Annotated in this window: 20 protein-coding genes; 10 read left to right on the top strand and 10 right to left on the bottom strand. The window is 68.8% G+C overall.

Features of this window, described 5'->3' with window-relative positions; all coding sequences use genetic code 11:
- Window positions 1-34 precede the first annotated feature (34 nt).
- From KY572_RS32220 to KY572_RS32200, 5 genes are all read left to right on the top strand, one after another.
- Window positions 35-958 carry an HNH endonuclease signature motif containing protein gene (locus KY572_RS32220; protein ID WP_224247479.1) on the top strand — a complete coding sequence of 308 codons (924 nt, stop codon included), beginning with the start codon at window positions 35-37 and terminating at the stop codon, window positions 956-958.
- Between the two features lie 6 nt (window positions 959-964).
- Entirely contained in the window at window positions 965-1,450 is a 486-nt protein-coding gene (locus tag KY572_RS32215; RefSeq protein ID WP_224247478.1) for a YrhA family protein, read from the top strand.
- A gap of 153 nt (window positions 1,451-1,603) precedes the next feature.
- The gene (locus KY572_RS32210; RefSeq protein WP_224247477.1) at window positions 1,604-1,951 is read left to right on the top strand and encodes an RpnC/YadD family protein; all 348 of its coding nucleotides are present in this window, start codon (window positions 1,604-1,606) and stop codon (window positions 1,949-1,951) included.
- 147 nt (window positions 1,952-2,098) lie between these two features.
- Window positions 2,099-2,530: a helix-turn-helix domain-containing protein gene (locus KY572_RS32205; RefSeq protein WP_224247476.1), complete on the top strand. Its 432-nt coding sequence runs from the start codon at window positions 2,099-2,101 to the stop codon at window positions 2,528-2,530.
- Between the two features lie 32 nt (window positions 2,531-2,562).
- The gene (locus KY572_RS32200) at window positions 2,563-2,937 is read left to right on the top strand and encodes a DUF4180 domain-containing protein (RefSeq protein ID WP_224247475.1); all 375 of its coding nucleotides are present in this window, start codon (window positions 2,563-2,565) and stop codon (window positions 2,935-2,937) included.
- Window positions 2,938-2,942: 5 nt separating this feature from the next.
- On the opposite strand, the gene KY572_RS32195 is transcribed toward KY572_RS32200, so the two are convergent.
- Both KY572_RS32195 and KY572_RS32190 read right to left on the bottom strand, forming a co-directional pair.
- Entirely contained in the window at window positions 2,943-3,743 is an 801-nt protein-coding gene (locus KY572_RS32195) for an SDR family NAD(P)-dependent oxidoreductase (RefSeq protein ID WP_224247474.1), read from the bottom strand.
- Window positions 3,744-3,779: 36 nt separating this feature from the next.
- Complete coding sequence (locus KY572_RS32190) at window positions 3,780-4,460, bottom strand: TetR/AcrR family transcriptional regulator (protein WP_224247473.1); 681 nt, start codon at window positions 4,458-4,460, stop codon at window positions 3,780-3,782.
- A gap of 109 nt (window positions 4,461-4,569) precedes the next feature.
- Between KY572_RS32190 and KY572_RS32185 the strand changes: the two genes are divergently transcribed.
- Window positions 4,570-5,175 (top strand): phospholipase D-like domain-containing protein, encoded by a 606-nt coding sequence (locus KY572_RS32185; RefSeq protein WP_224247567.1) that lies wholly within the window; start codon window positions 4,570-4,572, stop codon window positions 5,173-5,175.
- Between the two features lie 17 nt (window positions 5,176-5,192).
- Entirely contained in the window at window positions 5,193-5,795 is a 603-nt protein-coding gene (locus KY572_RS32180; RefSeq protein WP_224247472.1) for a glutathione S-transferase family protein, read from the top strand.
- A gap of 23 nt (window positions 5,796-5,818) precedes the next feature.
- Here the strand turns inward: KY572_RS32180 and KY572_RS32175 are convergent, their stop codons facing one another.
- From KY572_RS32175 to KY572_RS32165, 3 genes are all read right to left on the bottom strand, one after another.
- On the bottom strand, window positions 5,819-6,589 hold the full coding sequence (locus KY572_RS32175) for a helix-turn-helix transcriptional regulator (protein WP_407660028.1): 771 nt from the start codon (window positions 6,587-6,589) through the stop codon (window positions 5,819-5,821).
- Window positions 6,590-6,621: 32 nt separating this feature from the next.
- Window positions 6,622-7,485 (bottom strand): fatty acid desaturase family protein, encoded by an 864-nt coding sequence (locus tag KY572_RS32170; protein ID WP_224247471.1) that lies wholly within the window; start codon window positions 7,483-7,485, stop codon window positions 6,622-6,624.
- A gap of 164 nt (window positions 7,486-7,649) precedes the next feature.
- Window positions 7,650-8,009, bottom strand: a complete 360-nt coding sequence (locus KY572_RS32165; protein WP_224247470.1) for a helix-turn-helix domain-containing protein — start codon at window positions 8,007-8,009, stop codon at window positions 7,650-7,652.
- Window positions 8,010-8,964: 955 nt separating this feature from the next.
- On the opposite strand from KY572_RS32165, the gene KY572_RS32160 reads away from it, so the two are divergent.
- The 3 genes from KY572_RS32160 to KY572_RS32150 are packed head-to-tail and all read left to right on the top strand — an operon-like array spanning window position 8,965 to window position 13,072.
- A complete protein-coding gene (locus KY572_RS32160; protein WP_224247469.1) occupies window positions 8,965-10,842 on the top strand; it encodes a HEAT repeat domain-containing protein in 1,878 nt (625 codons plus the stop codon).
- Window positions 10,843-10,882: 40 nt separating this feature from the next.
- Complete coding sequence (locus tag KY572_RS32155) at window positions 10,883-11,839, top strand: ParA family protein (RefSeq protein ID WP_224247468.1); 957 nt, start codon at window positions 10,883-10,885, stop codon at window positions 11,837-11,839.
- Window positions 11,840-11,878: 39 nt separating this feature from the next.
- A complete protein-coding gene (locus KY572_RS32150) occupies window positions 11,879-13,072 on the top strand; it encodes an extensin-like protein (RefSeq protein ID WP_224247467.1) in 1,194 nt (397 codons plus the stop codon).
- Between the two features lie 30 nt (window positions 13,073-13,102).
- Here the strand turns inward: KY572_RS32150 and KY572_RS32145 are convergent, their stop codons facing one another.
- The 5 genes from KY572_RS32145 to KY572_RS32125 form a co-directional block, all read right to left on the bottom strand.
- Window positions 13,103-14,083, bottom strand: a complete 981-nt coding sequence (locus KY572_RS32145; protein ID WP_224247466.1) for a dioxygenase family protein — start codon at window positions 14,081-14,083, stop codon at window positions 13,103-13,105.
- A gap of 172 nt (window positions 14,084-14,255) precedes the next feature.
- Window positions 14,256-16,385 carry an alkaline phosphatase D family protein gene (locus KY572_RS32140; RefSeq protein WP_317987929.1) on the bottom strand — a complete coding sequence of 710 codons (2,130 nt, stop codon included), beginning with the start codon at window positions 16,383-16,385 and terminating at the stop codon, window positions 14,256-14,258.
- 118 nt (window positions 16,386-16,503) lie between these two features.
- Window positions 16,504-17,523 carry a M48 family metallopeptidase gene (locus KY572_RS32135; protein WP_224247465.1) on the bottom strand — a complete coding sequence of 340 codons (1,020 nt, stop codon included), beginning with the start codon at window positions 17,521-17,523 and terminating at the stop codon, window positions 16,504-16,506.
- A complete protein-coding gene (locus KY572_RS32130) occupies window positions 17,523-18,077 on the bottom strand; it encodes an SH3 domain-containing protein (RefSeq protein ID WP_224247464.1) in 555 nt (184 codons plus the stop codon). The genes KY572_RS32135 and KY572_RS32130 overlap by 1 nt, the downstream gene beginning before the upstream one ends.
- Window positions 18,078-18,094: 17 nt before the next feature.
- Window positions 18,095-20,485, bottom strand: a complete 2,391-nt coding sequence (locus tag KY572_RS32125; RefSeq protein WP_224247463.1) for an adenylate/guanylate cyclase domain-containing protein — start codon at window positions 20,483-20,485, stop codon at window positions 18,095-18,097.
- Window positions 20,486-20,527 lie beyond the last annotated feature (42 nt).

Genomic DNA, 20,527 nt, shown 5'->3' with positions numbered 1-20,527 from the left:
GAACGCGGGAGCTGGCGTCGACCCTATCTCCCAGATGGACAACACGCAGAAGCTACGGAGGACGATTGAGTACGCGCTCTCCTCTCCCAGCCTGGCAATCGAGTTCAAGCGCGCGTTGAGCGAGCTGCTCAGCCCGGAGAATCTGGCCATTGCCGCAAGCGTCCTGGTGGTCTGGGCCGCCTCGCACTTCTTCGGGGTGGGTGAAGTCGTTGATGTCATCCTGGTTGGGGTTGCCTATGTCTCGATAGGCGCGCAGGGCGTGCAAGGTCTCGCGGACCTGGTGGAGTTTGGCTACGACGTCATCAACGCCAGGAGAGACTTCGACCTGCGGCGCGCATCCGAGAAGCTGGTTCGAGCCTTCGTCTTGCTGGGCGTGGAGGTGGTTGTGGCCCTGCTGACCCGCAGAGCCCAGATCAAGCCCTCGTCCGCAGCGGGCGCACCGGGCTCGGGAGGGCCCGTTCTCAGGTCGAACGCTCCGCCACGCCCTCCAGAGCCACCCCCTGCCAGGCATCCACAACAGCAATCGTACGTTGGCAAGCTCGATAAGACCCCTGTCGAGCTTCCGGGCGTATATACGCAGAAGATCAACTACGTGAAGCGGGATCCCGTCGACGCCGAGCAGCTCAGAAACAAGTTCGATTCGTCTGTTCGACGCAACTTCGCCAAGAGCCTCGCTGGATCTTCCGAAAAGGTCGCGCAGCTCAAGAAGGCAGGTCTGAGTGACGTTGATATTGCCAAGCTTGGAGACGGAAGAATACCCTCGGGTTATCAGGTGCACCACAAGCTGCCGCTCGATGACGGTGGCACCAATGATTTCGACAACCTGGTGCTGATCAAGAACCACCCCTACCACAAGGTGCTGACGAACGCGCAGGGTGAGTTGACAGGAGGGCTCGACGCAGGGCAGAGCAGGTTGGTGGACTTCCCCGTGGTTGACGGCTTCATTTATCCACCCTGATGTTTCATGACAATCATGTCTTCCATTTCCGGTGCAGATGCCTACAAGCCGTTCCTGGAGCAGATTGCGGTCAGTGCCCGCAAGTACGGCGAAGGTTTGCAGTCTCCTTGCGAACCGGAGTCAGTCGCTGACCTCCAGCTCCGAGCGCGTGAGCAACTCGGCGCGGAGCTCCCTCCGGGCTACGCGGAGTTCCTGTCGCTCCACAATGGGCTGGATTGGGATGGCCTTGTCATCTACTCGTGCACCACCGTTCCCATCGTTGGGCACGAGGATCGGTTCATTGAGGGGTTCGTCGAGTCGAACCTGGGCTACCGTGATAACGACCGGATGAAGCGGTTCCTCGTGCTTGGCGACTCGGATATGTACCTGTACGTCTACGAGGCCCAGGCAAGGGAATTCAGCGTGATCGATCGTGTGTCTCTGGATCGGCACGAGGTGTTTGCCACCTTCGAGGAGATGCTCGCAGCAGCGTTGCGCACACGGGTGGAGTGAACGCAGCGCATGCGCAGCCCACAGGTAGGAACGAGCATCGCCAGGACAGTGATGGCGGCGGTGGTGGGGCTTGAAGCCGAGCGAGTCCGCCTTTACGTTGACCTGGCTATGTCCTCGCTGGGCGAGGCGGCCCGAAGAGCCTTGGAGGCGCTGATGGGAAGTGGCACCTACCAGTACCAGAGCGAGTTCGCGCGCAAGTATGTGGCCCAGGGCCTCCAGGAGGGACTCCTGAAGGGACGTGAGGAGGGGCGTCACGAGGGTGAGCAGGTTGCCTTGCTCGAGGTGCTCGACGCCCGAGGCATCGAAGTGGATGACGCCTCCCGCGCGCAGATCCTGGCCTGCACGGAGCAGGAGCAACTCAAGCTCTGGCTGCGCAAGGCAGTGACGGCCGAGTCCGTGCAGGACCTCTTCACGAACGAGCCTCCCGCAAGGCCCGTAGCTCGCAAGGCTGCCGGCCCGAGCCGGAGCACCAAGGCTTCCAGGTCCCGAGCCAAGCGGTAGTCCCCTCCTTAGAGAGAGCTCGCTGCGAGAGGCGCCCCTTTCGCTGGATGCTTCTCACTGAATGCGCACTGCCCAAAAAGTCCCTATTCTTCCCTATCCTGTCAGGGTTCATGGACGAATAGGTCAGTCCAGGGCATCATGGAGCCCATGCCCCAGGACCTCTACACCGCCGAGCAGGTCGCGGACCTTCTGGGGCTGCATGTCCGCACGATCCGGGCCTATGTCCGCGAAGGGCGGCTGAAGGCCACGCGCATCGGCAAGCAGTACCGGATCGCTCGCGAGGACCTCGAGGCACTCACGGGTCGCCCCCTCTCGACGCCCGAGCCCGTGCGCCGCCAGCGCCACGTGGACGTCTCCAGCATCGTCGAGATCGACGCCATCTCTCCCCAGGCCGCCATGCGCATCGCCAACGGACTGATCGCCGTCGCCAACAGCCGCGACTCCAGCGAGCCCCCGCTGCGCGTCGACACGATCTACGACCCCGAGCGCGCTCGCTTGAAGCTCATCCTGAGCGGCTCCCTCGCCGCCAACACGCGGCTGCTCCAGCTCGTCTCCGCCTATCTCGACAGCGAGACATGACCCGAATCGAACGACCCGAAGAGGACACGCACATGAGCGCTCAGACGCTGGAACTTCACGGAGTCCGCATCCTCGAGCTGCAGGCGGAAGGGCCCCAGGTCCGCGACGCCTCCGAGCTCATCAGCCTCGCCTGGGAGCATCAGGTCGACCTGATCGCCATCCCCACCGCGCGTCTCGAGGAGACCTTCTTCAAGCTCGCCACGGGCCTGGCTGGCGATCTCGTCCAGAAGTTCGTCAACTACCGCCTGCGCCTGGCCATCCTCGGCGACATCTCCGCCCAGGTGGAGAACAGCAAGGCGCTCCGCGGCTTCGTCTACGAGGCGAACCAGGGCGCACACCTCTGGTTCCTGAAAGACCGCGAGGCCCTCGTGGCGCGACTGGCCTCCGGGGCGTCCGCTCACCGCTGAGCCGCTCAGGCCTGGGCGCGGTCCTGCACCTTGCGCACGATGCTCGTGATCGTGCTGCGCGGCAGGAAGCGCGCGCCCTGCGCCAGCATCTTGTTCATGAAGCCCGGGATGATGACGGCCTGCCCCCGCTGCATCGCCTCGTAGCCGACGCGCGCCACCGTCATCGAGTCCATGATGTCCTTGCCCTTCACCAGCTTGGACTCTTCCATCTTCGCCTGTTCCTGGAAGCCCGTCTTCGTCGGGCCCGGGCACAGGCAGGTGACCGAGACACCCGTGCCTCGCGTCTCGTTGGCCAGCGCCTCCGAGAACGAGAGCACGTATGCCTTCGTCGCGTAGTACACCGCCATCAGCGGCCCCGGCTGGAACGCCGCCGTGGAGGCCACGTTGAGGATGCGCCCGCTCCGACGCGCCAGCATCCCCGGCAGCACCGCCTTCGTCAGCGCCGTCAGCGCCGAGATGTTCACCTGGATCATCCTCAGCTCCGAGTCCAGGTCCGTCTCCGCGAACGGCCCGTAGCTCCCGTAGCCCGCGTTGTTGACGAGCACGTCCACCCGCACATCCTCCGCCTTCAGTCGCTCCATCAGCTGCCGCACGGCCGCCGGATCCGACAGGTCCGCCGCCACCACCCGCGCGCGCACACCGTGCTTCGCGGTCAGCTCGTCCGCCAGTGCCTTCAGCCTGGACTCCGTGCGCGCCACCAGCACCACGTCATAGCCGCCCTCGGCGAACAGCCGGGCGAAGTCCAGGCCGATGCCACTCGAGGCACCGGTGATGAGGGCCGTCTGCTTCTGCGTCTGCGTCGTCATGGGAGTCTCCTTGCGTGAAGCCGTGAAACAGAAAAGTCAGCGGGTCTCGAGCCCGCGCAGCAGCGTCGTCAGCGCGTCCGTCAGCTCCTGCGTGAAGTCCACGCGCAGCGGCGCCATGTGCGGCAGCTCCAGCACCTCGCGCGTCACCGGGGACACGTCCGCCATCTGCCGCAGCCCCGTCACCAGCGCGTGCAGGTGGATGAAGAAGCGTCCGCCCTCGCCCGGCTTCAGGAACGCCAGCCGCTGCTCCACCAGCGCCCCCGCCCGAGCCATGGCCTCCAGCAGCCGCTCCTTGAAGCCTCGCACCTGCTCCACCGTGACGTTCTGCTCCAGCACCGTCTGCAGCAGCGCCAGCAGCCGCGTCAGCGTCTCCTGCCCCTCCAGCGACTCGGCCACCGTGCGCGCCACCCGCGCCCCCGTCCACCGCCCCTCACCGGCGCTCAGCCGCTCCTCCAGCGTCTCGAACCACGCGAAGAGCAGGTCCTCCAGCAGCGCCAGGAACAGCGCCTCCTTCGTCGGGAAGTAGAGGAACACCGTCCCCTTGGCGAGCCGGGCCCGCTCCGCCACGTCCGCCATCTTCACCTCGCCGTACGAGGTGGCCGTGTAGAGCGCCAGCGCCTCCTCCAGGATGAGCTGCCGCCGCGCCTCCTTGTCCTCGTCCTTGCGCGCCCGCTGAGGCAGGGCCCGCTTCCCCTTCGCCGCTCCGTTGCTGACCATGGGTCATTAGTAAGTGACTCGAAGTCAGTTGTCAATGACCCTCGGTCATTTCTCGCCGGGACGCTGGGACTCGCGGTATGGGGTAGATGTGCGATAGTGTGGGTCCATGATGCGAAGCCTCCAGGCAGAGCTGCTCCAGGGCCGTGCGCTCTATCGCGAGGTGGTGCTGGGCAAGCTGGCGCACGCGCGCGAGTCGGTGTGGATCGCCACGGCCAACGTGAAGGCGATGTTCGTGGAGCAGGGCGGGCGCTTTGCTCCGGTGCTGGAGCTGTTCGACGCGCTGGCCTCGCGCGGCGTGGCGCTGCGGCTGTTGCACGCGGAGCTGCCCAGCCGCCCGTTCCGAGAGGCCTTCGACGCGAGCGAGCGGCTGGTGCGCGGAGGGCTGGAGCTGAAGGTCTGCCCGCGCGTGCACTTCAAGGCGGTGGTGGTGGACGGGGCCTGGGCCTACCTGGGCAGCGCCAACCTCACGGGCGCGGGCCTGGGCGCCAAGGGCGAGGACACGCGCAACTTCGAGCTGGGCTTCGTCACCGAGGACTTCGACGTCATCGACCGAGTCACCGCGCTGTACGAGGCCGTGTGGAGCGGCGCGGAGTGTCGCGGCTGCCGGTTGCGCTCGGTCTGCCCCGATCCGATCTTGCCTGCGGGCGCGACAGCGGCGAAGAAGCGGGCGCCCGACGGCATCCGTCTGGGCCAGTCGCGGCGCCTCCGCCGCTGATCACCCGGGAGATCCAAATGAAGCTCTATTACTTTCCGCAGACCCGAGGGTTGCGTGCTCGCTGGATGCTCGAGGAGCTCGCCGTGCCCTATGAGGGGGCGGTGGTGAACCTCATGAAGGGCGAGCAGAAGCAGCCCGCCTACCTGCAGGTGCACCCGCTGGGCGTGGTGCCCGCCCTCGTGGACGAGGGGCAGACGATCATCGAGTCGGCGGCCATCGTGATGCACCTGGCCGACAAGTTCCCGGAGAAGGGGTTCGCTCCCGCGGTGGGGACCCTGGAGCGCGCCCAGTACTATCAGTGGATCCTCTACGCCATGACGGAGATGGATCCGCACGCCTCCGCCGCTTTCGTGCACAGCCATGTCCTGCCCGAGGCCCAGCGCTCTCCGGCCGTCGTCGAGAACGCCACCAAGCGCTTCAAGGTCACCGCCGCCGTCGTCGAGGCGCACCTGAAGGGCCGCGAGTTCCTCGTCGGCAACAAGTTCTCCGGCGCCGACGTGGTGATGGGCGGTGTGCTCCTGGTGGCCAGCAAGCTGGGACTGCTCGGGGAGTTTCCCGCGCTGCAGGCCTACCTGGGCCGGCTGGTGGAGCGCCCGGCCGCCAAGAAGGCCTTCGCGTAGCGGAGTGGCCATCCGGAGCGGACCTACTCTCCCGTGGGCCGCTCCTGCGAGGCCGTCGGTGAGCCTCCCGGCGACGTCTTGCGCTGCTGATCCCTCCACGTGCTGGGGGACTCACCCACCAGCTTGCGGAACAGGCTGCTGAAGTGCTGCAGCGAGGCGCAGCCCACCTCCACGGCCACCGCCGTCAGCTTCATGTCCGTCTCCAGCAAGAGCTGCTGCGCGGTGCGCACCTGCACCGCGTTCAGCTCCGCCTGGAAGGACGTGCCCGCCTCCTTCAGCCGCCGCTGGAGCGTGCGCTCGGACATGCCCATCTCGCGCGCGGTGTCCGTGAGGCTCGCCTCCACCAGCCGCGGGCGCAGCACCCGATGCAGCTGCAACAGCAGCGGCGACTGCCCGGTGGCCTCCACCACCAGCTGGTTCAGCTCCGCCTGCAGCGCGGCCGCCTTGGCCTCCTGCACGCCCAGCCACGAGAGCGCCTCGCTCGAGTCGGTGAACACCCGGCTGGGGTAGCGCGGGCTCAGCAGGCTGTAGAAGCCGCCCACCACCGCGCCGATGATGCCCTCCGGCCGCACCAGCGCCTGGCGCTGCACCGAGGTGGCGAAGTCCTCCTCCCGCTGCCGCATGTAGTTCACGAAGAGCCCGAAGGCCGAGGGGTCCGGCGACTCCAGCCGCCGCAGGTCCACCAGCGAGCGGTGTGGCGCCTCCGGCGTCCGCTCCACGTCCAGCACCTCGATGAGACGGCGGATGAACGGCTCGTCCGGCCGCTGCCACGCGATGAACCCGCAAAGGTCCACCGAGGCGTACCAGTGCAGGAACCCGTCCCCGACTAGGTAACGGCCGATGGGGTCCCGGAGGTAATCGTCGACTCCGTCTGCCGATCGCACGGCTCGGCAGAATAGCTCCGGATCACCCGCGCCACGAACAACGGATTGATCGGAGAGAGCGAGGTTTGCAGTGTCGGACGAACGCGCGCCGACGCCGCCAGCTCCCGCGTGGCCGAGGGCAGCTGCTGCCACGGCACCTGCGGCCAGAAGTGGTGGGCCTGGTGATAGCCGGCGTTGAAGAAGAAGAAGTTATAAAACTTCGAGGTGGACGTCACCCCCAGCGAGTCCCTCCGGGTGGAGTCCGATTCGAAGTGCGCGGCCAGGTTGAGCCAGAAGATGGACATCTGCCCCACCAGCAGCATGCCCCAGAAGGACAGCCCCAGCGCCGGCTCCCAGAAGACGAGCCCCAGCAGCGTGCCGTCCACCAGCACGAAGTCCAGCACCAGCTCCAGCCGCTGCGTGCGCGTCTTCGTCGCCCGCCACACGTTGCCCACCAGCTCCCACGGCCAGAACCACTGCGTCAGCGTGTTGCGCAGCACGTAGTGCGCCGCGCCCTCGCCCACGTGGCGCTGCCCCCAGTCCCCCGGGCCGTCGTTGTACTTGTGGTGGTTGAAGTGGAACAGGTAGTAGCCCCGGTAGGGGAAGCCACACGCCAGCCCCAGCGTCCGCGACACCACCCACTTGAGCGCGGAGGGCTTCGCGATGGGCACGTGCATGTGGTTGTGCAGGACGGCGTAGTTCCAGAACAGCACCGCCCAGCCTGCCACCAGCATCCCCAGCCGCCCTGTCCACGTCAGGTGGCCCCAGCTCCACACGAAGGCGGGGAACCAGCCCCACCACAGCGCGTGTACCGCGAGGCTCGGCAAGTCCAGCGAAGGGGACGTTGAATGGGGGGGGCGCATGGGGGCGATGTACGCCCCGGACGCCCCAGGTCGCTTCTTTCCATGCGCCAAGAAGTTGCGAAAAAGCGAAAGCCTTCCGGCGCGATGGAGCCGCTTCCCCACCCTCGCGAGAGAGGAAGCAGGCGGCTTCAGCGGTGGATGGCGCCGGCCACCTGGCTGATCAACCGCAGCTGAGCCGGCTCGAGCCGCCGCAGCGTGCGCAGCACGCGCCGCACCTCGGGACGCTCGCCGTACTCGGGCGGATCCTCGGCCACCGCCACCGGCTTCTCCGCCGAGGCGACTCCGAGCAACACGTCCGAGGAGCAGTTGAGCACCAGGCACAAGCGCCGCAGCGTCTTCACGCTGGGCAGCATGTGGCCGCGCTCGAGCCGTCCGTACACTTCCGTGGCGATGCCGACGCGCTCAGCTACGTCGGCCTGGGTGAGATCCAAGCGTTGCCGTGCCGCTCGCACGGACGCTCCAATGATGCCTGCCAGTCGCTGTTCCATGGCTGCTGACACCTGCGAAGAAGGGCGTTGACCCTCGTTGCCGCGACACGCGTCGTCGAGGGAGTCGTCGCTCGAGGTGAGCGGCGGCGTGAGAGGGACATTACGGAGGGAGTCTGACATCCCAGGATCCTCGTAGACGCCCTGGGGAGACCTTCCGCGCACACCGGACGCGCACACCCTGTGCCGTCCCGGTGACGCACCGCGCACAGTTCAACCTGTGCCGTCGTGAACAGGCGCCGAGGCCGATTTCTCGGCTCCGGAACCGCCCGCGGAGTGATCAACCCGTGGCGTCGGAAACGTGTTCCGAAGCCGATTTCTCGGCCCCGGATCAACTTGGTGGAAGATCAACGCATTCCATCGCGAAACCCTTCCGAGGCCGATTTTCCGGCTCCGGAGCCACTTCTCACCCCGGAACCTGTGCGCCGGATTCGACAAGATCAACCCTGCCTGATGGGAAGGCCGGGCGAGATTGCGAGCGCCCATCGGCGCGCACGAATTGATCAGCCCCGCCACGGTGGCTCGCGCGACGTGCTCGCGCGTGCGGGTTGCGTCGTGCGCCGTGCGTGGGCGCTCCTCTCACGGTGGTTCTCTCGCCGTGCGCGACGCCTCCGGGCAGGACGCTCACGGCGCATCGCCAGGGTCCGGGCTCCAGGGTAGCGGGAAGTGCGTAGGGCCCGGGGGCTTCACAGGGCGGGCAAGAAGGCGAGCGCAGGCTCGCAGGCAGACCCCTCCCATTCGCGCCCGGGGCCGAAAAATCGGCCTGGGCGGCGTTGTCAATGGGCTTGGGGGCCAATCAGAAAAAAGCCCCAACTATTTCGGGGGTTTACCTGCCATGCGGGTCTGACATAAGGTCTGGACCCCGATGCCACAGGGATGTAGGTGTGCGCTGTGAGGACACCCCATCTCGTGGCTCCCAGCGCCTTGAGCGCCTTGACGGTGGAGGGCTGTTCAGGTCGTGAGTGATGAGCGTCCGGACGCGCTGCTCAAGAGCGCACTCGAAAAGATCGTCTACTTCGAGGCCCGTGCGGAGCAGCTCCACCATGAGCTGGAGGCCGCCCGGCAGGAGACCGAGCGGCTCAAGCGCGAGCTGTCCGAGACGGGACAGCGAGAGATCGTCCTGCGGCGGGAGCTGGCGGAGCTGGAGGTGCGCTTCAACCGCTCGCAGGCCGAGCGCGACGAGCTGGCGCGCGTCAACCTGGCGCTGCGAGACGAGCGCACCCAGCTGATGGGCAAGCTGCTCGACGCCAGCCGCATCCGCACCGCCGACCAGGTGCGCGACGACGCGGACGGCGACGACCTGGGCATCGACCTGGCGTCCTTCATCTCTCAGCTGCGCAGCGAGGTGCTGAACCGTCCGGGGGCGGCGCCCACGGCCGTGGAGGCCCCCGCGGCGGCGCGGGCCACGGCGGTGCCGGTGGCCGCGAAGCAGAGCTCGGAGCGTCCGCCTCCGCCGGTGCCGGACGAGGACGAGCCGCTGTTCCCCACGCAGTCGCCCGCGTTCGCGGTGGCCATGGCGGTGGCGCCCAAGGTGGCCTCGGTGGTGGCCGCGTCTCCCGTGGTGCAGCAGGCGAAGCGGCTCTTCCACGAGGGCCGGCTCGGCGTGAGCCCACAGCAGCTCGCGGAGCTGTCCGGGCACGTGGGGCCCTCGGGCAGCGCGGACGAGACGCTGTTCGGCTTCTCCGTGCGAGAGCTGTCCGCGGGCGATCCTTCCGCGCGCATCCGCGCCGCCGAGCGCCTCAAGGCCCTGGCCCAGCCGGCCGCCGCGCCCGCGCTGGCCACCGCGCTGCACGCGGAGACGGAGCCGTCCGTCCAGGTGGCGCTCATCCAGGCCTTCGCGGGGCTGTGCCGGGAGCAGGGCGCGTCGGTCGTCTCTCCGCTGCTGGCCTCGCCGGTGGCCGAGGTCCGCATCGCCGCGCTCAAGGCGCTGCTCTCGCTGGCGCCCGATGACGCCGCGCCGCACCTGGCGCAGGCGATGAAGGACCAGGACCGTGCCGTGCGCCGGCGTGCGTCGCTGCTGGCGCTGGGGCTGGAGGGCGAGGCGGCGCGACGGCTCGGCGAGGAGGCCATCCAGGACGCGGACCCCGAGGTGCGCAGCCTGGCAGCGCTGGCGCTGGGCGCCGCCAATGGAGAGGGCGCTCGGACGCTGCTGCTCGATGCGCTGCTGGACAGCGAGTTCCGCGTGCGCAAGGCCGCCGCGCAGAGCCTGTCGCGCATCCTCGGCCACGACGTCTCCGCGGTGGTGGGGATGGATGAGCCGCAGCGTCGGCGGGAAGTCCGGCGGCTGGCGGCGCTGCCCACGCAGCCCGTGCGAGCCTCGCTGGCGCCACCGCCGCCTCCGCGCCGCGCTCCCGTGGAGGCCATGTCCGAGGCTCCCGCCGTGAGTCGCTCGCCGGCTCCGGCCGTGGCGGCGAAGGCGGTGGCTCCGGCGCAGGCCGTGGCTCCCGTGCAGGCGGCCTCCGCTCCGGTGGCCTCGAGCGGACCGGCGCAGCCGGCTCCCGCCCCGGCCGTCACGCTCGCGCGGTCCGTTCCGGCCTCCGCGCCCGAGCGCTCGGGTTCCGCTCGCGCGGCGCTGGCGGCGATGGGGGCCCGGCCCGCGTCCGTGGCGCCGCCCGCGTCCGAGCCGAGCGTCCCCGCGGCGCGTCCCGGCCCGTCGCCCGTGGAGGCGCTCTGCGCGTCGCTGATGACGGACATCCGCGCGGCCATCCGGGGTCGCTCGCTCGGAGAGCTGACGGCCGCGCTCTCCGCTCCGGTGGAGCTGGCCCAGGAGGCGCTGACGCTCCTGCTTGCCCGGGGGGCTGTGATACGGCGGGGGCACAAATACTTCGCGGCCTGACGCGAGGTCCGCGCCCCGCTGGTTCAACGAAGGGTTCTCGATGGAAGCTCCGACCTACACCGCCAAGCAGGTAGCCGAGATGCTCGGCGTGTCTTCGAAGGAGCTCTTCGAGGCGCTGAAGAAGGACGACTACACCCCGGATGACCTGTGGGAGCTGCGCGCCACGCTCCAGAAGTACCCGGAGGTCATCAGCCATCGCCGCCAGCTGTTCCTCAACTTCAAGGGCGGCACGGGCAAGACGTCCCTGTCCACCTCCTACGCGTGGCGGCTGGCCGAGCTGGGCTACGCGGTGCTGCTGGTGGACCTGGACAGCCAGGGCCACGCCACCAAGTGCCTGGGCTACGAGGGCGAGGACTTCCCGAAGACGCTCCAGGACGTGCTGGTGCGCAAGGCGCCGATGACCCAGGTCATCCAGAAGTCCAGCCTGCCCAACCTGGACTTCGTGCCGTCCAACCTGAGCATGTCCACGGTGGACCTGGCGCTGATGCCCATGGCGGGCCGCGAGTTCAAGCTGCGCAATGCGCTCAAGGAAGTACAGCCCCAGTACGACGTCATCGTCTTTGATGCGCCGCCATCCTTCGGACTGCTCAACCTCAACGCGCTGATGGCGGCCAACGACCTGTTCGTCCCGGTGCTCGCCGACTTCCTGTCCTTCCACGGGCTGAAGCTGCTCTTCGAGACGGTGCAGAGCCTGGAGGAGGACCTGCAGCACGTGCTGGACCACGTGTTCATCGTGGTGAACTCCTTCAACGCCACCTTCAAGCTGGCGAAGGAGGCGCTCGAGGCGCTGCAGACGCACTACCCCGAGTACCTGCTGCCCACCATCATCCGGCAGTGCACCAAGTTCGCGCAGGCCTCCAGCGAAGGCCGCCCCGTCTTCGTCGCCGACCCGACCTCCAAGGGCGCCACGGACATCCAGGCGCTCATCAACCACGTCCTGCCGCTCATGGTCGCCGCTCAGACCAAGGGCGGCACCCAGGCCACGAAGGCCGGCTGACCTCCTCTCTCTCTTCTTCCCACGCTCCCTGTCCCGCCTATGAAGAAAGCCTTCGAACAGAACGTGTCTCGAGCCAAGCCGCGAGTACGCCTCGGTGCGCTGACGGGGCTCGTGGAGACTCCCGAGACCGCCGAGCCCATGGAGGCCTCCGAGCCCGCGGCCGAGGCCGCTCCCGTTGCCGAGGCTCCCGCGCCTGCTCCCGCCGACCTCTCGGCCGAGGTGCGGGCGCGCATCGAGCGGGCTCGGGCGCCGCGTCCCACCGCCGCCGAGGCCGTGAGCGCCGCCCTGCGCTCGCCGCTGTCGCAGACCGAGGCGCATGCGATGGCCGCCGTGCACCATGAGGTCTTCGGCGGAAACGCCGAGGCCGCGGCTCCGCGCGTGACGCCGGTGGAGCCCGAGCCGGTGGGGGCCTCCGCGTTCGCCGCGCCCGCCGAGGTGGCCGCGCCGGCCGCGGTGGTGGCTCCCGTGGCGCCGGTGGCGCATGCCGCGCCGGCCCCGGTGGCTGCGCCGGTGGCGCATGGGAATGCTCCCGCGACGGAGGTCGAGGTGCAGACGCCGCCCGCGCCGCACGAGGAGATGGATCCGGATGCGCGCCGCGAGCGGCTGAAGGAGCGGCTCAAGGCGGTGCGGGAGAACCCGCGCCCGGAGCCGCTGCCGGCCTCGGTGTCCGAGGCGGGGATGCGCGCGGTGGAGCGCATCAACGCGCTGCAGGGCGAGCTGAACCGGGTGAAGGCGCTCAACCTGTCGCTGACGCAGGAGCTGGAGGCGGCGCGGCGGCAGTCGGAGAAGGCCACGGAGGAGGCGCGCCTGCGGATGGACGAGGCGCGGCGGCTGTCCGCGGAGATGGAGGCCCGGGTGAAGCTCCTGGGCGACCTGGAGCGCGAGCTGGCGGCGCTGGAGGGCGAGCGGGACGAGGCGCTGCTGTCGCTGCAGGAGTCCCGGCAGGCGCTGCAGGCGGCCAGCACGGAGCGGGCGGAGCTGGAGTCGGAGGTGGCCCGGGGCAAGAAGGCGCTGGCCGACAGCCTCTCCGAGGAGGAGCGGCTCGCCACGGAGCTGGAGGGCGCCAAGGACGAGGCGGCCTCCCTGCGGCGCGCGGTGGAGACGCTCCGGGGCGAGCGAGACGTGCTGGCCCAGCAGGTGGCGGCGCTCACCGCGGAGCGCGCGGAGCTGCTCGAGGCGCGCAAGGCGCTGGAGGCGGTGCACCGCGCCCTCAGTCAGGCCACCGTGCGCTGACGGCTCGCGGGCGGCGCTGGTCCGACGGCGTCAGCCCTGGCCACCATCGAAGCCCGGCGGGGGACCCATGCCTCCATCCCCGCGAGGAGGAGGCATGCCGCCATCGAATCCCGGAGGAGGACCACCGCCTCCGCCACCGCTTCCGCCCGGCACGTCGCACAGCGCGTCCGAGAGCGATGAGCGGATGACCAGCGTCTTCCAGGCCAGCAATGCGCCATCCGCCATCCGCTGGGTCTGAAGCGTGTAGTCGCCGACGGCGCTGGCCGAGATGACCGTGTCGTTCGAGTTCGTCGTGTCGCGCTGACCCCGCGTGTTGTACAGCGGCTGGGTCCCGATGATGTCGTCGTTCAGCGCGTCGTCGAAGAACAGCTGCGACGTCACGTACTCGCTGCCGTTGACGCGGACCGTGAAGTGGATGTGGATGGTCCGGCTGCTGTACCAGCCCGGAAAGCACGTGTCGAAGTCGACCCGGCCGTTCGCATCCGTCGTCTGCACGCCCCGGAACCACCGCGCGGAGGTGGCCCCCTCATCGCCCGAGGTGCAGAACGTGCTGGCGTCCTCTCCCGAGTAGAGCCCGTGCGGCGCCGTGTGCCAGATGTCGACCGCCGCGCCCTGGATGGGCTTGCAGGCCGTGTCCACCACCAGCAGCGCCAGGCGCACGGGCAGACCATCGTGGCCCTCGCTGATGTCCTTGCGCACCAGCGTGTTCGCGTAGCACGGCCCCAGCGTCGCCGCGCACGTCAGCGCGCACACCGAGCCGATGCCCGAGGCGAACGGATCCGGGTAGTTGCCCGCCATCGCCGCCGTGCCCCCCGTCGCCCAGGCGCCGGAGCTCGTCCCACCATCCGGGTTGGTACCCCCGTCCGTGCCGTCTCCTGGCTCGCCGGGGCTGTCCGAGGAGCAGGCGATCAGCTTGCCAATGGGGACGACCGCCAGGGCCATGCCCAGGTTCCGGAGAATCCTTCGGCGTGTCATGAACGCCGGGGAAGTGCTGCTCTTCTCGTGGCTCATCCTGATTCCTTTCGACGGCGGAGGCGCTCGAGCGCCTCTTGCGCATGTCGGTGGACTTCGGGAGCCATCTGGCCAGGAAATCCTTAAGGACCCCTGACGCGATTATTGCGGAGTGTTACCGGACTCGGAGGGAGGCGCGGCGTGAGGACCGCGCCTCCCGAGAGCCAGCGCCTCAGCCGGCGGTGATCTTGCCGTTCTGGACGCGCAGCTGCTGGCGGGTGAACTGCGCCGACAGCTCGCTGGCCGACCTGCGCGAGTAGTCCTTGTGGACCTCGCTGCTGGGGATGAGGTGGTAGGTCGCCACCGCCTCCGTGGCCCTCACCTCCAGCACCACGAAGCCGTGCCTGTCGCTGTCGGTGAAGGCGAGGTTCGGGTTGGCGGCCTTCAGCGTCTGGTCGATGTCCTGGGCGATGTAGCGGTAGATGGGGCTGCCCTGCGCGAAGCCCGCGCCCACCACCGCCGTGGCCGCCTCCTCCTTGATGGAGCTGGACGAGATGGCCGGAGCCGTCAGCGTGGGCACCCCCTCCTCCACCGACGCGAACGAGGCGTGGATGTCTCCGGAGATGAAGAGCGGGTTGCTCGCGTTGTTCTTCACGTACGTGAGCAGCTCCTTCTTCTTCGTCGGGAAGCCGTCCCACTGGTCCGTCGTGAAGTAGTAGCGCTGGCGCAGCGACGGGTCCGGGATGTCCGTCTTCGTGCGCAGATCCAGGATCAGCGCCGAGAAGGACACCGAGCTGACAATCACCTTCCAGGTGTTGGTGGCCTTCAGCTGCTCCTTGAACCACGCCTCCTGGTCGGTGCCCAGCACGTTCTCGCTGTTGCGCTGCGAGGCCTGGTAGCGGACGGCCGAGTACAAGTCGTAGGTGTCCTTCACCACGATGTTGCGCACGCCGCGCACGTCGAACAGGTTCAGCTTGCCCATGTGCACGAAGGCCACGCCCCGGGGCTTGTTCGCCGCATCGACCTGCAGCGCCGCGGCCCCCGCGCCGGCCAGCACCTGGTTGACGTAGGCCACCGCCAGGTTGCCCGTCACCCAGGTGTCCGCCTTCGCCGCGGCCTCCTGCTGCGTCAGCCCCGCCTGCGTGGCGAGCGCCACGTACGCCTGCCGGAGCACGCCCTTGCGCTGCGAGTGCTCCGCCGCGTCCACGTTGATGTACGAGAACAGGTCCGAGTTGAAGTTCCCCGCAAGGCCGAGCGCCGTCAGCGTCGGCTCATCGATGGCCACCGTGCCGGGGAAGGCGTCCTCGGGGATGAGGTGGTCGGGCCGGTGGGTGCGGTAGTCCGTGACGATGAGCTTCACGTGCTTGCCGAACTCGAAGGCCCGGTAGATGTGCGTGTCCGGGTACTTCGGCTCGCTGTTCACGTCGATGGCGCCCGCGCCCGAGCCCGCCGGGTTGGCCTCCAGCGGCAGGTACTCGAAGAACGCCTGCTCCGCCTCGCGCCGCCGCGTGTCCTGCTTCTCCTCGCGGCGCCCGTTCTCGTACGTGGCGTTCGAGCCCCAGCAGTCGTTGGAGAACTCGTGGTCGTCCCACATGACGATGAACGGGTAGCGCTCGTGCAGCCGCTGGATGACGGGGTCCGAGCGCAGCGTCTTGTACAGGTCCCGGTAGTTCGAGAGCGAGGCGGCAGCGTAGTACTGGAAGATGCCGCTCTTCTGCACCAGCGCGGTGTCGGGCTCGCTGAAGTTCACCTTGCGCAGGGTGTTGGTGGACTGGAAGGCCGGGTCGCCTGTCGTCTCGTAGATGTAGTCGCCGAGGAAGACGATGAAGTCCAGGTTCTCGTCGAGCTGCAGCAGCCGGCTCCACGTGTTGTAGTAGCGGCCCACGTAGTCCTGGCAGCTGGCGAAGACGAACTTCACCGGCACGTCGTCACCCGCGGCCGGCGCCGTCTTCGTGCGGCCCACCGGCGAGACGAGCTTCTCGCCGTCGTGCTCGTAGATGAAGCGGTAGTAGTAGGTGGTGCGCGGCTGGAGGTTGGTCACCTTGACCTTGATGGCGTTGTCGTGAACGGCCTTCGCCGTCAGGCCCTGCTGCTGGAGCACGAGCTGGCCGAAGCTCTCCTCGGTGGAGACCTCGAGCGAGAGGGAGACATCCCCGCCGTGCTCCTCATCCACGGCGCGCGTCCACAGCACCACGCTGTCGGGGCGCGGCTCGCCAGAGGCCACCGACTGCGGGAAGTACGCGCGGGACTTCTCCGCCTGTGTATCGATCGTCGTGTCGTCGTCGCTGCAGCCAAACGCCGTCGTCGCCGCTACCGCGACGACGGACTGCAGGATGGTGCGGCGATGCATTTTCTGGGACAAGGAACCCCCTCCATTGGGCCGGGCCGTCGGGCCTCCGGCGCCGGGAGAGTACCGCTCGTGCCCGCCGAGCGGAAATCCCCCGCCCGGGCTGCTCCCTTCGCCCCGGGCGTGGAGGCGGCTACGGCTTGTCGCGGGCCACGGCCTTCTTCACCGAGGCGAAGGAGGGCGGCAGTGGGGGGCGCACGAGGCCCTCGGTGCCAGCCGCCAGCTCGGGGAAGTCGCTCCCGGAGCTCTTGTTGCCCCGGAGGAAGGTGGAGAGCTTCCTCGTGCGATCCTGGCTGCGTGGGTGGTGGCCGAACGTGGCCTGACTGTCGGGGAGCCTGGAGAGAAAGGTCACGTACTCCTGGGGATCATAACCCGCGGAGAGGAGCAGGCGGGCCGCCTCTTCATCCGCGGCGAACTCCTCCTTCTCGTCGAGGCCATCCTCGGTCAGCGTCTGCACCAGGCCATCCGTGAAGCTGGTCAGCAGCCTGGGCTGAAGATCCAGGTTCAGTGTGCTCTCCAGGTCGTCCACGACGGCGAGGAGATCATCCACCACGGCCGGGGTGAGATCGCCTCCATTCTGGCCGATGGCCTCCTTTCCACCCTTGATGGCCACGGCCCGCTGGCATTGGCCCACCTTGACCTGGGAGTAGCGATTCAGGACGTGCCGCTCCGTGACGTGGGCGATCTCGTGCGCGAGCACTCCCGCGAGCTGGGCCTCGTTCTCCACGCTCTGGAGCAGCTTGCGGGTCACCAGGATGTAGCCGCCCGGGGTGGACAGCGCGTTGACGGAGGACTCCGTCCGCAGGACGCCGAAGGTCCACCTCAGCGTGGGCCGGGAGGACTGCGCTCCCAGGTTCTTCCCCACGACGTTGAGGTAGGTCACCAGCTCCTTGTGCGAGGCGAGTTCGATCAGCCCACCGCCTCGCTGCACCCAGTTGAGGGCGACGGCGCCTCCCAGCGTGTACTCCTCTTCGACGGAGGGCCGGGCCGCGAGCTTCTCGCAGGCGGAGGCATCGCGATAGGTCTTGATGCCCGTGTTCACCGTCTGGACGACGCCCCCCACGGAGTTCGGAAGCGTGGGCAGCTTCATCCCGGCGCACGACAGCGCCAGAAAGCCGAGGCCCGCGACGGAGCTTCTCGAGAACGAGCGCATCACCTGCCACCTCGCGAGGCCGTCTCACGGGGGCCGACCACCGGAAACAGGTGGGCCTTCTCGGCGTGCGCGGCGAGCGCTGCGGGTGTGATGGCGTTCGCATGCTCCTCGAGCTTCTGGAGCTGATCCACGGCCGTCGAGAAGGCAGGGGTCTTCTGTCCCTTCTCCTTGCCATAGGTGATGGCGCCGCCACTCAGCCCCCGGACCGCGGCGCCCGCGCTGGCCAGTGCCTTCATGTCTCCCTGGGGAGCCCCTTCGCTGGCGAGGAGCTCCTTGCCAGGCGGCTTCGTGGAGAGGTTGGACTGGAAGACCAGCCCCTTCTGTCGATCCACCTCCACCTTGTGCCACTGCTTGTTCTTCGGGTCGGCGCCCAGCCACTTCACCTGCTGGCCGGGCTGGAGGATGGCCTTCACGTCGGCGCTGGGCGGAGGGCCCGCCATGAGCCGCGTGTTGCGCGCCTTCACGTACAGCGGCTCGCCCACGCCGACCGCCAGGGCCGTGCTCGCGGCACACAGGGCCAGTGTCCCCACCAGCCATCGGGCTCTCTTGTGCATGGCGTTCTTCACTCCTCTCACTTGTCCAGGCTCGTCACCCCGTCCCACGAGGGTGGGGGCGGATTCTCCACGTACTCCTGGCAGCGCGCGAGCAGCGCGGCCGTCGGCCCGTCCGTCGGGTCCTTCGACCGCTGGAACCGCAGCACCACCGCCGCCTCTCCAAAGCGCGCCTGGCGGTACAGCGCGAGCGCCTCATGGTAGCGCTCCACCGTCTCGCGCTTCGCCGCCGGCAGCTGGCCCTTGAGCGCCAGCAGCTCGTACACCGTCACCGCCTCGCTCTTGCCCGCAACGCGGACCTGGTCCAGCTCGCGCACCTCGATGTCGTGCTTCGCCAGCTCGTAGGTGCGCTGCCCGATCATGATCAGCGAGCCATAGGCCTTGTTCGCGCCCTCCAGCCGGGACGCCAGGTTCATGCCGTCGCCCATGGCCGTGTAGTCGAAGAGCTGCTCGCTTCCGAAGTTGCCCACGAAGAGCCGCGCGCTGTTGAGGCCGATGCGCGTGTACACGTCCGGCAGGCCCTGCTTGCGGAACTCCGCGCGCAGCCGCTCCACCTCCGCCTGGGCCACCAGCGCTCCGCGGCAGGCCCGCACCGCGTGGTCCGACTGGTTGAAGGGCGCCCCGAAGAGGCACACCACCGCGTCGCCGATGTACTTGTCCAGGCAGCCGCCCTCGTTCAGCAGCGCCGAGCTCACCCGCGTCAGGTACATGTTGAGCACGCGCACCAGCGCGCGCGGGTCGTCCTTGAACCGCTCCGAGAAGGTGGAGAAGCCGCGGATGTCGCTGAAGAAGGCGGTGATCTCCCGCTCCTCGCCGTCCAGCTTCGGCAGCTGCCGCTCCTCGATCATCTGCTCGATGAGCCGGGGCTCCATGTAGCGGTTGAAGGCCTGGCGGATGAAGGCGGCCTCGCGGCTGGCGAAGAGGTGGTTGGACGCCATGGCCCCCATGCAGGCCAGCAGCGCCGCCGCGGCCGGCATCGCCGAGAGCACGTGCACCCGGCCCAGCGCCAGCGAGCCACCCATCACCCCGTAGACGACCCCCAGCACCACCAGGAGCCACGCGAACTCCAGCACCGGCCAGCGCAGCGTCATGAGCACCACCGTCGACAGCAGCGCCAGCCCGAGCCCGAACAGCACGCTCACCCAGAAGGGCGCCTCGGTGATGAAGCGGCCGGCGAGCAGGTTCTCCAGCACCGCGAGCTGCTTGGCCATCCCCGGCGTGGAGGCCGAGAACGGCGTGGACTTGTTGTCGCCCAGCCCCACCGCCATGCCGCCGACCACCACGAAGCGGTTGCGGAAGAGGTCCGCCGGCAGCGTCGTGGGCTTGCCCTGCCGCCGCAGCGCCCAGGCGTCCAGCAGCGCCAGGACCGGGACGGTGTGGAACCGCTCGTTCAGCCTGCCTCCGAAGTCGAGCGCGGCGCTGCCGTCCGGATCCACGTCGAACGTGCGCGAGCCCAGCTGCATCGTCCGGCCGGAGAACACCAGCTCCTTCGCCCCGAACACGTCCGCCGCCAGCGCCACCGGCAGCGTGACGTAGGAGTTTACTCCATCCGTGTACGCGAAGCGGGTGCGCCGCATGCGCCCGTCCGCGTCCGGCTCCACCTCCACCAGCCCGAAGCCCGCCACGTCCGTCAGCAGCGACGCGATGGGAGGCACCGGGTAGAACCGCTCGCGCCCTCCGCGCTCGGACTCGTACTCCAGCAGGGGAAGCTCGCGCCCGTCCGTCCGCACCGGGAAGGCCAGCACCCGCGCCGCCTCCAGCGGATCCGTCTTCGCCTCCACCTCGCTCTCGTCCAGCTCCTCGAACTGCTCCTCTCCCGCCGCGGGCGGCTCGGGGATGGACTCCGGAGCCGTGGCCTCTTCCGTCGCGACGGCGGGCTTCGTGGGCAGGCGAGCCTTGCTCGGCTCCCGAGGCACGTGGACGGCCTCCACCTTCGGCAGCGGGGCCGCCCTCGGGTGCGAGGCCACGCCCAGGTAGATGGGCAGGCCCGTGTCTCGCAGGGCCTGGGCGAAGTCGAGGTCCGCGCTCACGTCCGTGTACCGCTCGTCCATCACCAGATCGAAGAGCACCGCCCGCGCGCCGTTGTGGGCCAGCTCCTCCACCACCCGCGCCCACAGATTGCGGGTCCACGGGTAGGTGCCGAAGTTGCGCGCGTACGTCGGGTTGTTGCGCACCCCGTCGAGGCTCGACTGATCAATGGCCACCACGACGATCTCGGTGGACGGGCCTTCCTTCTCGGTGAACCGCGTGAGCGCGGTGTCGTAGAGGCCGCGCTCCACGGTGTGCAGCCACAGCCACTCCAGCTTCCAGCAGCCCGCCGCCACCAACGTGCTCAGCACCGCCAGCCCCACCATCTGCGGCAGGTGGTTGCGCAGGCGCAGCCGTAGGACCTTCCAGGTGTCACTCGCCATCCGCTACTTCCTCGCTCGGACCGACTCTATGTCACCGGCGGC

Origin of the sequence: Hyalangium gracile (assembly GCF_020103725.1) — a bacterium.
GTDB classification, from domain to species: Bacteria; Myxococcota; Myxococcia; order Myxococcales; family Myxococcaceae; genus Hyalangium; species Hyalangium gracile.
This window is presented reverse-complemented; position numbering and strand designations above follow the sequence as displayed.

Coding starts and splice junctions, on each gene's coding strand:
- KY572_RS32200 (WP_224247475.1), top strand. CDS start 2,563: ATGAGCGCTCAGACGCTGGAACTTCACGGAGTCCGCATCCTCGAGCTG.
- KY572_RS32220 (WP_224247479.1), top strand. CDS start 35: ATGGACAACACGCAGAAGCTACGGAGGACGATTGAGTACGCGCTCTCC.
- KY572_RS32135 (WP_224247465.1), bottom strand. CDS start 17,523: ATGCGCTCGTTCTCGAGAAGCTCCGTCGCGGGCCTCGGCTTTCTGGCG.
- KY572_RS32185 (WP_224247567.1), top strand. CDS start 4,570: ATGCGAAGCCTCCAGGCAGAGCTGCTCCAGGGCCGTGCGCTCTATCGC.
- KY572_RS32180 (WP_224247472.1), top strand. CDS start 5,193: ATGAAGCTCTATTACTTTCCGCAGACCCGAGGGTTGCGTGCTCGCTGG.
- KY572_RS32150 (WP_224247467.1), top strand. CDS start 11,879: ATGAAGAAAGCCTTCGAACAGAACGTGTCTCGAGCCAAGCCGCGAGTA.
- KY572_RS32205 (WP_224247476.1), top strand. CDS start 2,099: ATGCCCCAGGACCTCTACACCGCCGAGCAGGTCGCGGACCTTCTGGGG.
- KY572_RS32215 (WP_224247478.1), top strand. CDS start 965: ATGACAATCATGTCTTCCATTTCCGGTGCAGATGCCTACAAGCCGTTC.
- KY572_RS32195 (WP_224247474.1), bottom strand. CDS start 3,743: ATGACGACGCAGACGCAGAAGCAGACGGCCCTCATCACCGGTGCCTCG.
- KY572_RS32145 (WP_224247466.1), bottom strand. CDS start 14,083: ATGAGCCACGAGAAGAGCAGCACTTCCCCGGCGTTCATGACACGCCGA.
- KY572_RS32155 (WP_224247468.1), top strand. CDS start 10,883: ATGGAAGCTCCGACCTACACCGCCAAGCAGGTAGCCGAGATGCTCGGC.
- KY572_RS32125 (WP_224247463.1), bottom strand. CDS start 20,485: ATGGCGAGTGACACCTGGAAGGTCCTACGGCTGCGCCTGCGCAACCAC.
- KY572_RS32165 (WP_224247470.1), bottom strand. CDS start 8,009: ATGGAACAGCGACTGGCAGGCATCATTGGAGCGTCCGTGCGAGCGGCA.
- KY572_RS32190 (WP_224247473.1), bottom strand. CDS start 4,460: ATGGTCAGCAACGGAGCGGCGAAGGGGAAGCGGGCCCTGCCTCAGCGG.
- KY572_RS32210 (WP_224247477.1), top strand. CDS start 1,604: ATGGGAAGTGGCACCTACCAGTACCAGAGCGAGTTCGCGCGCAAGTAT.
- KY572_RS32130 (WP_224247464.1), bottom strand. CDS start 18,077: ATGCACAAGAGAGCCCGATGGCTGGTGGGGACACTGGCCCTGTGTGCC.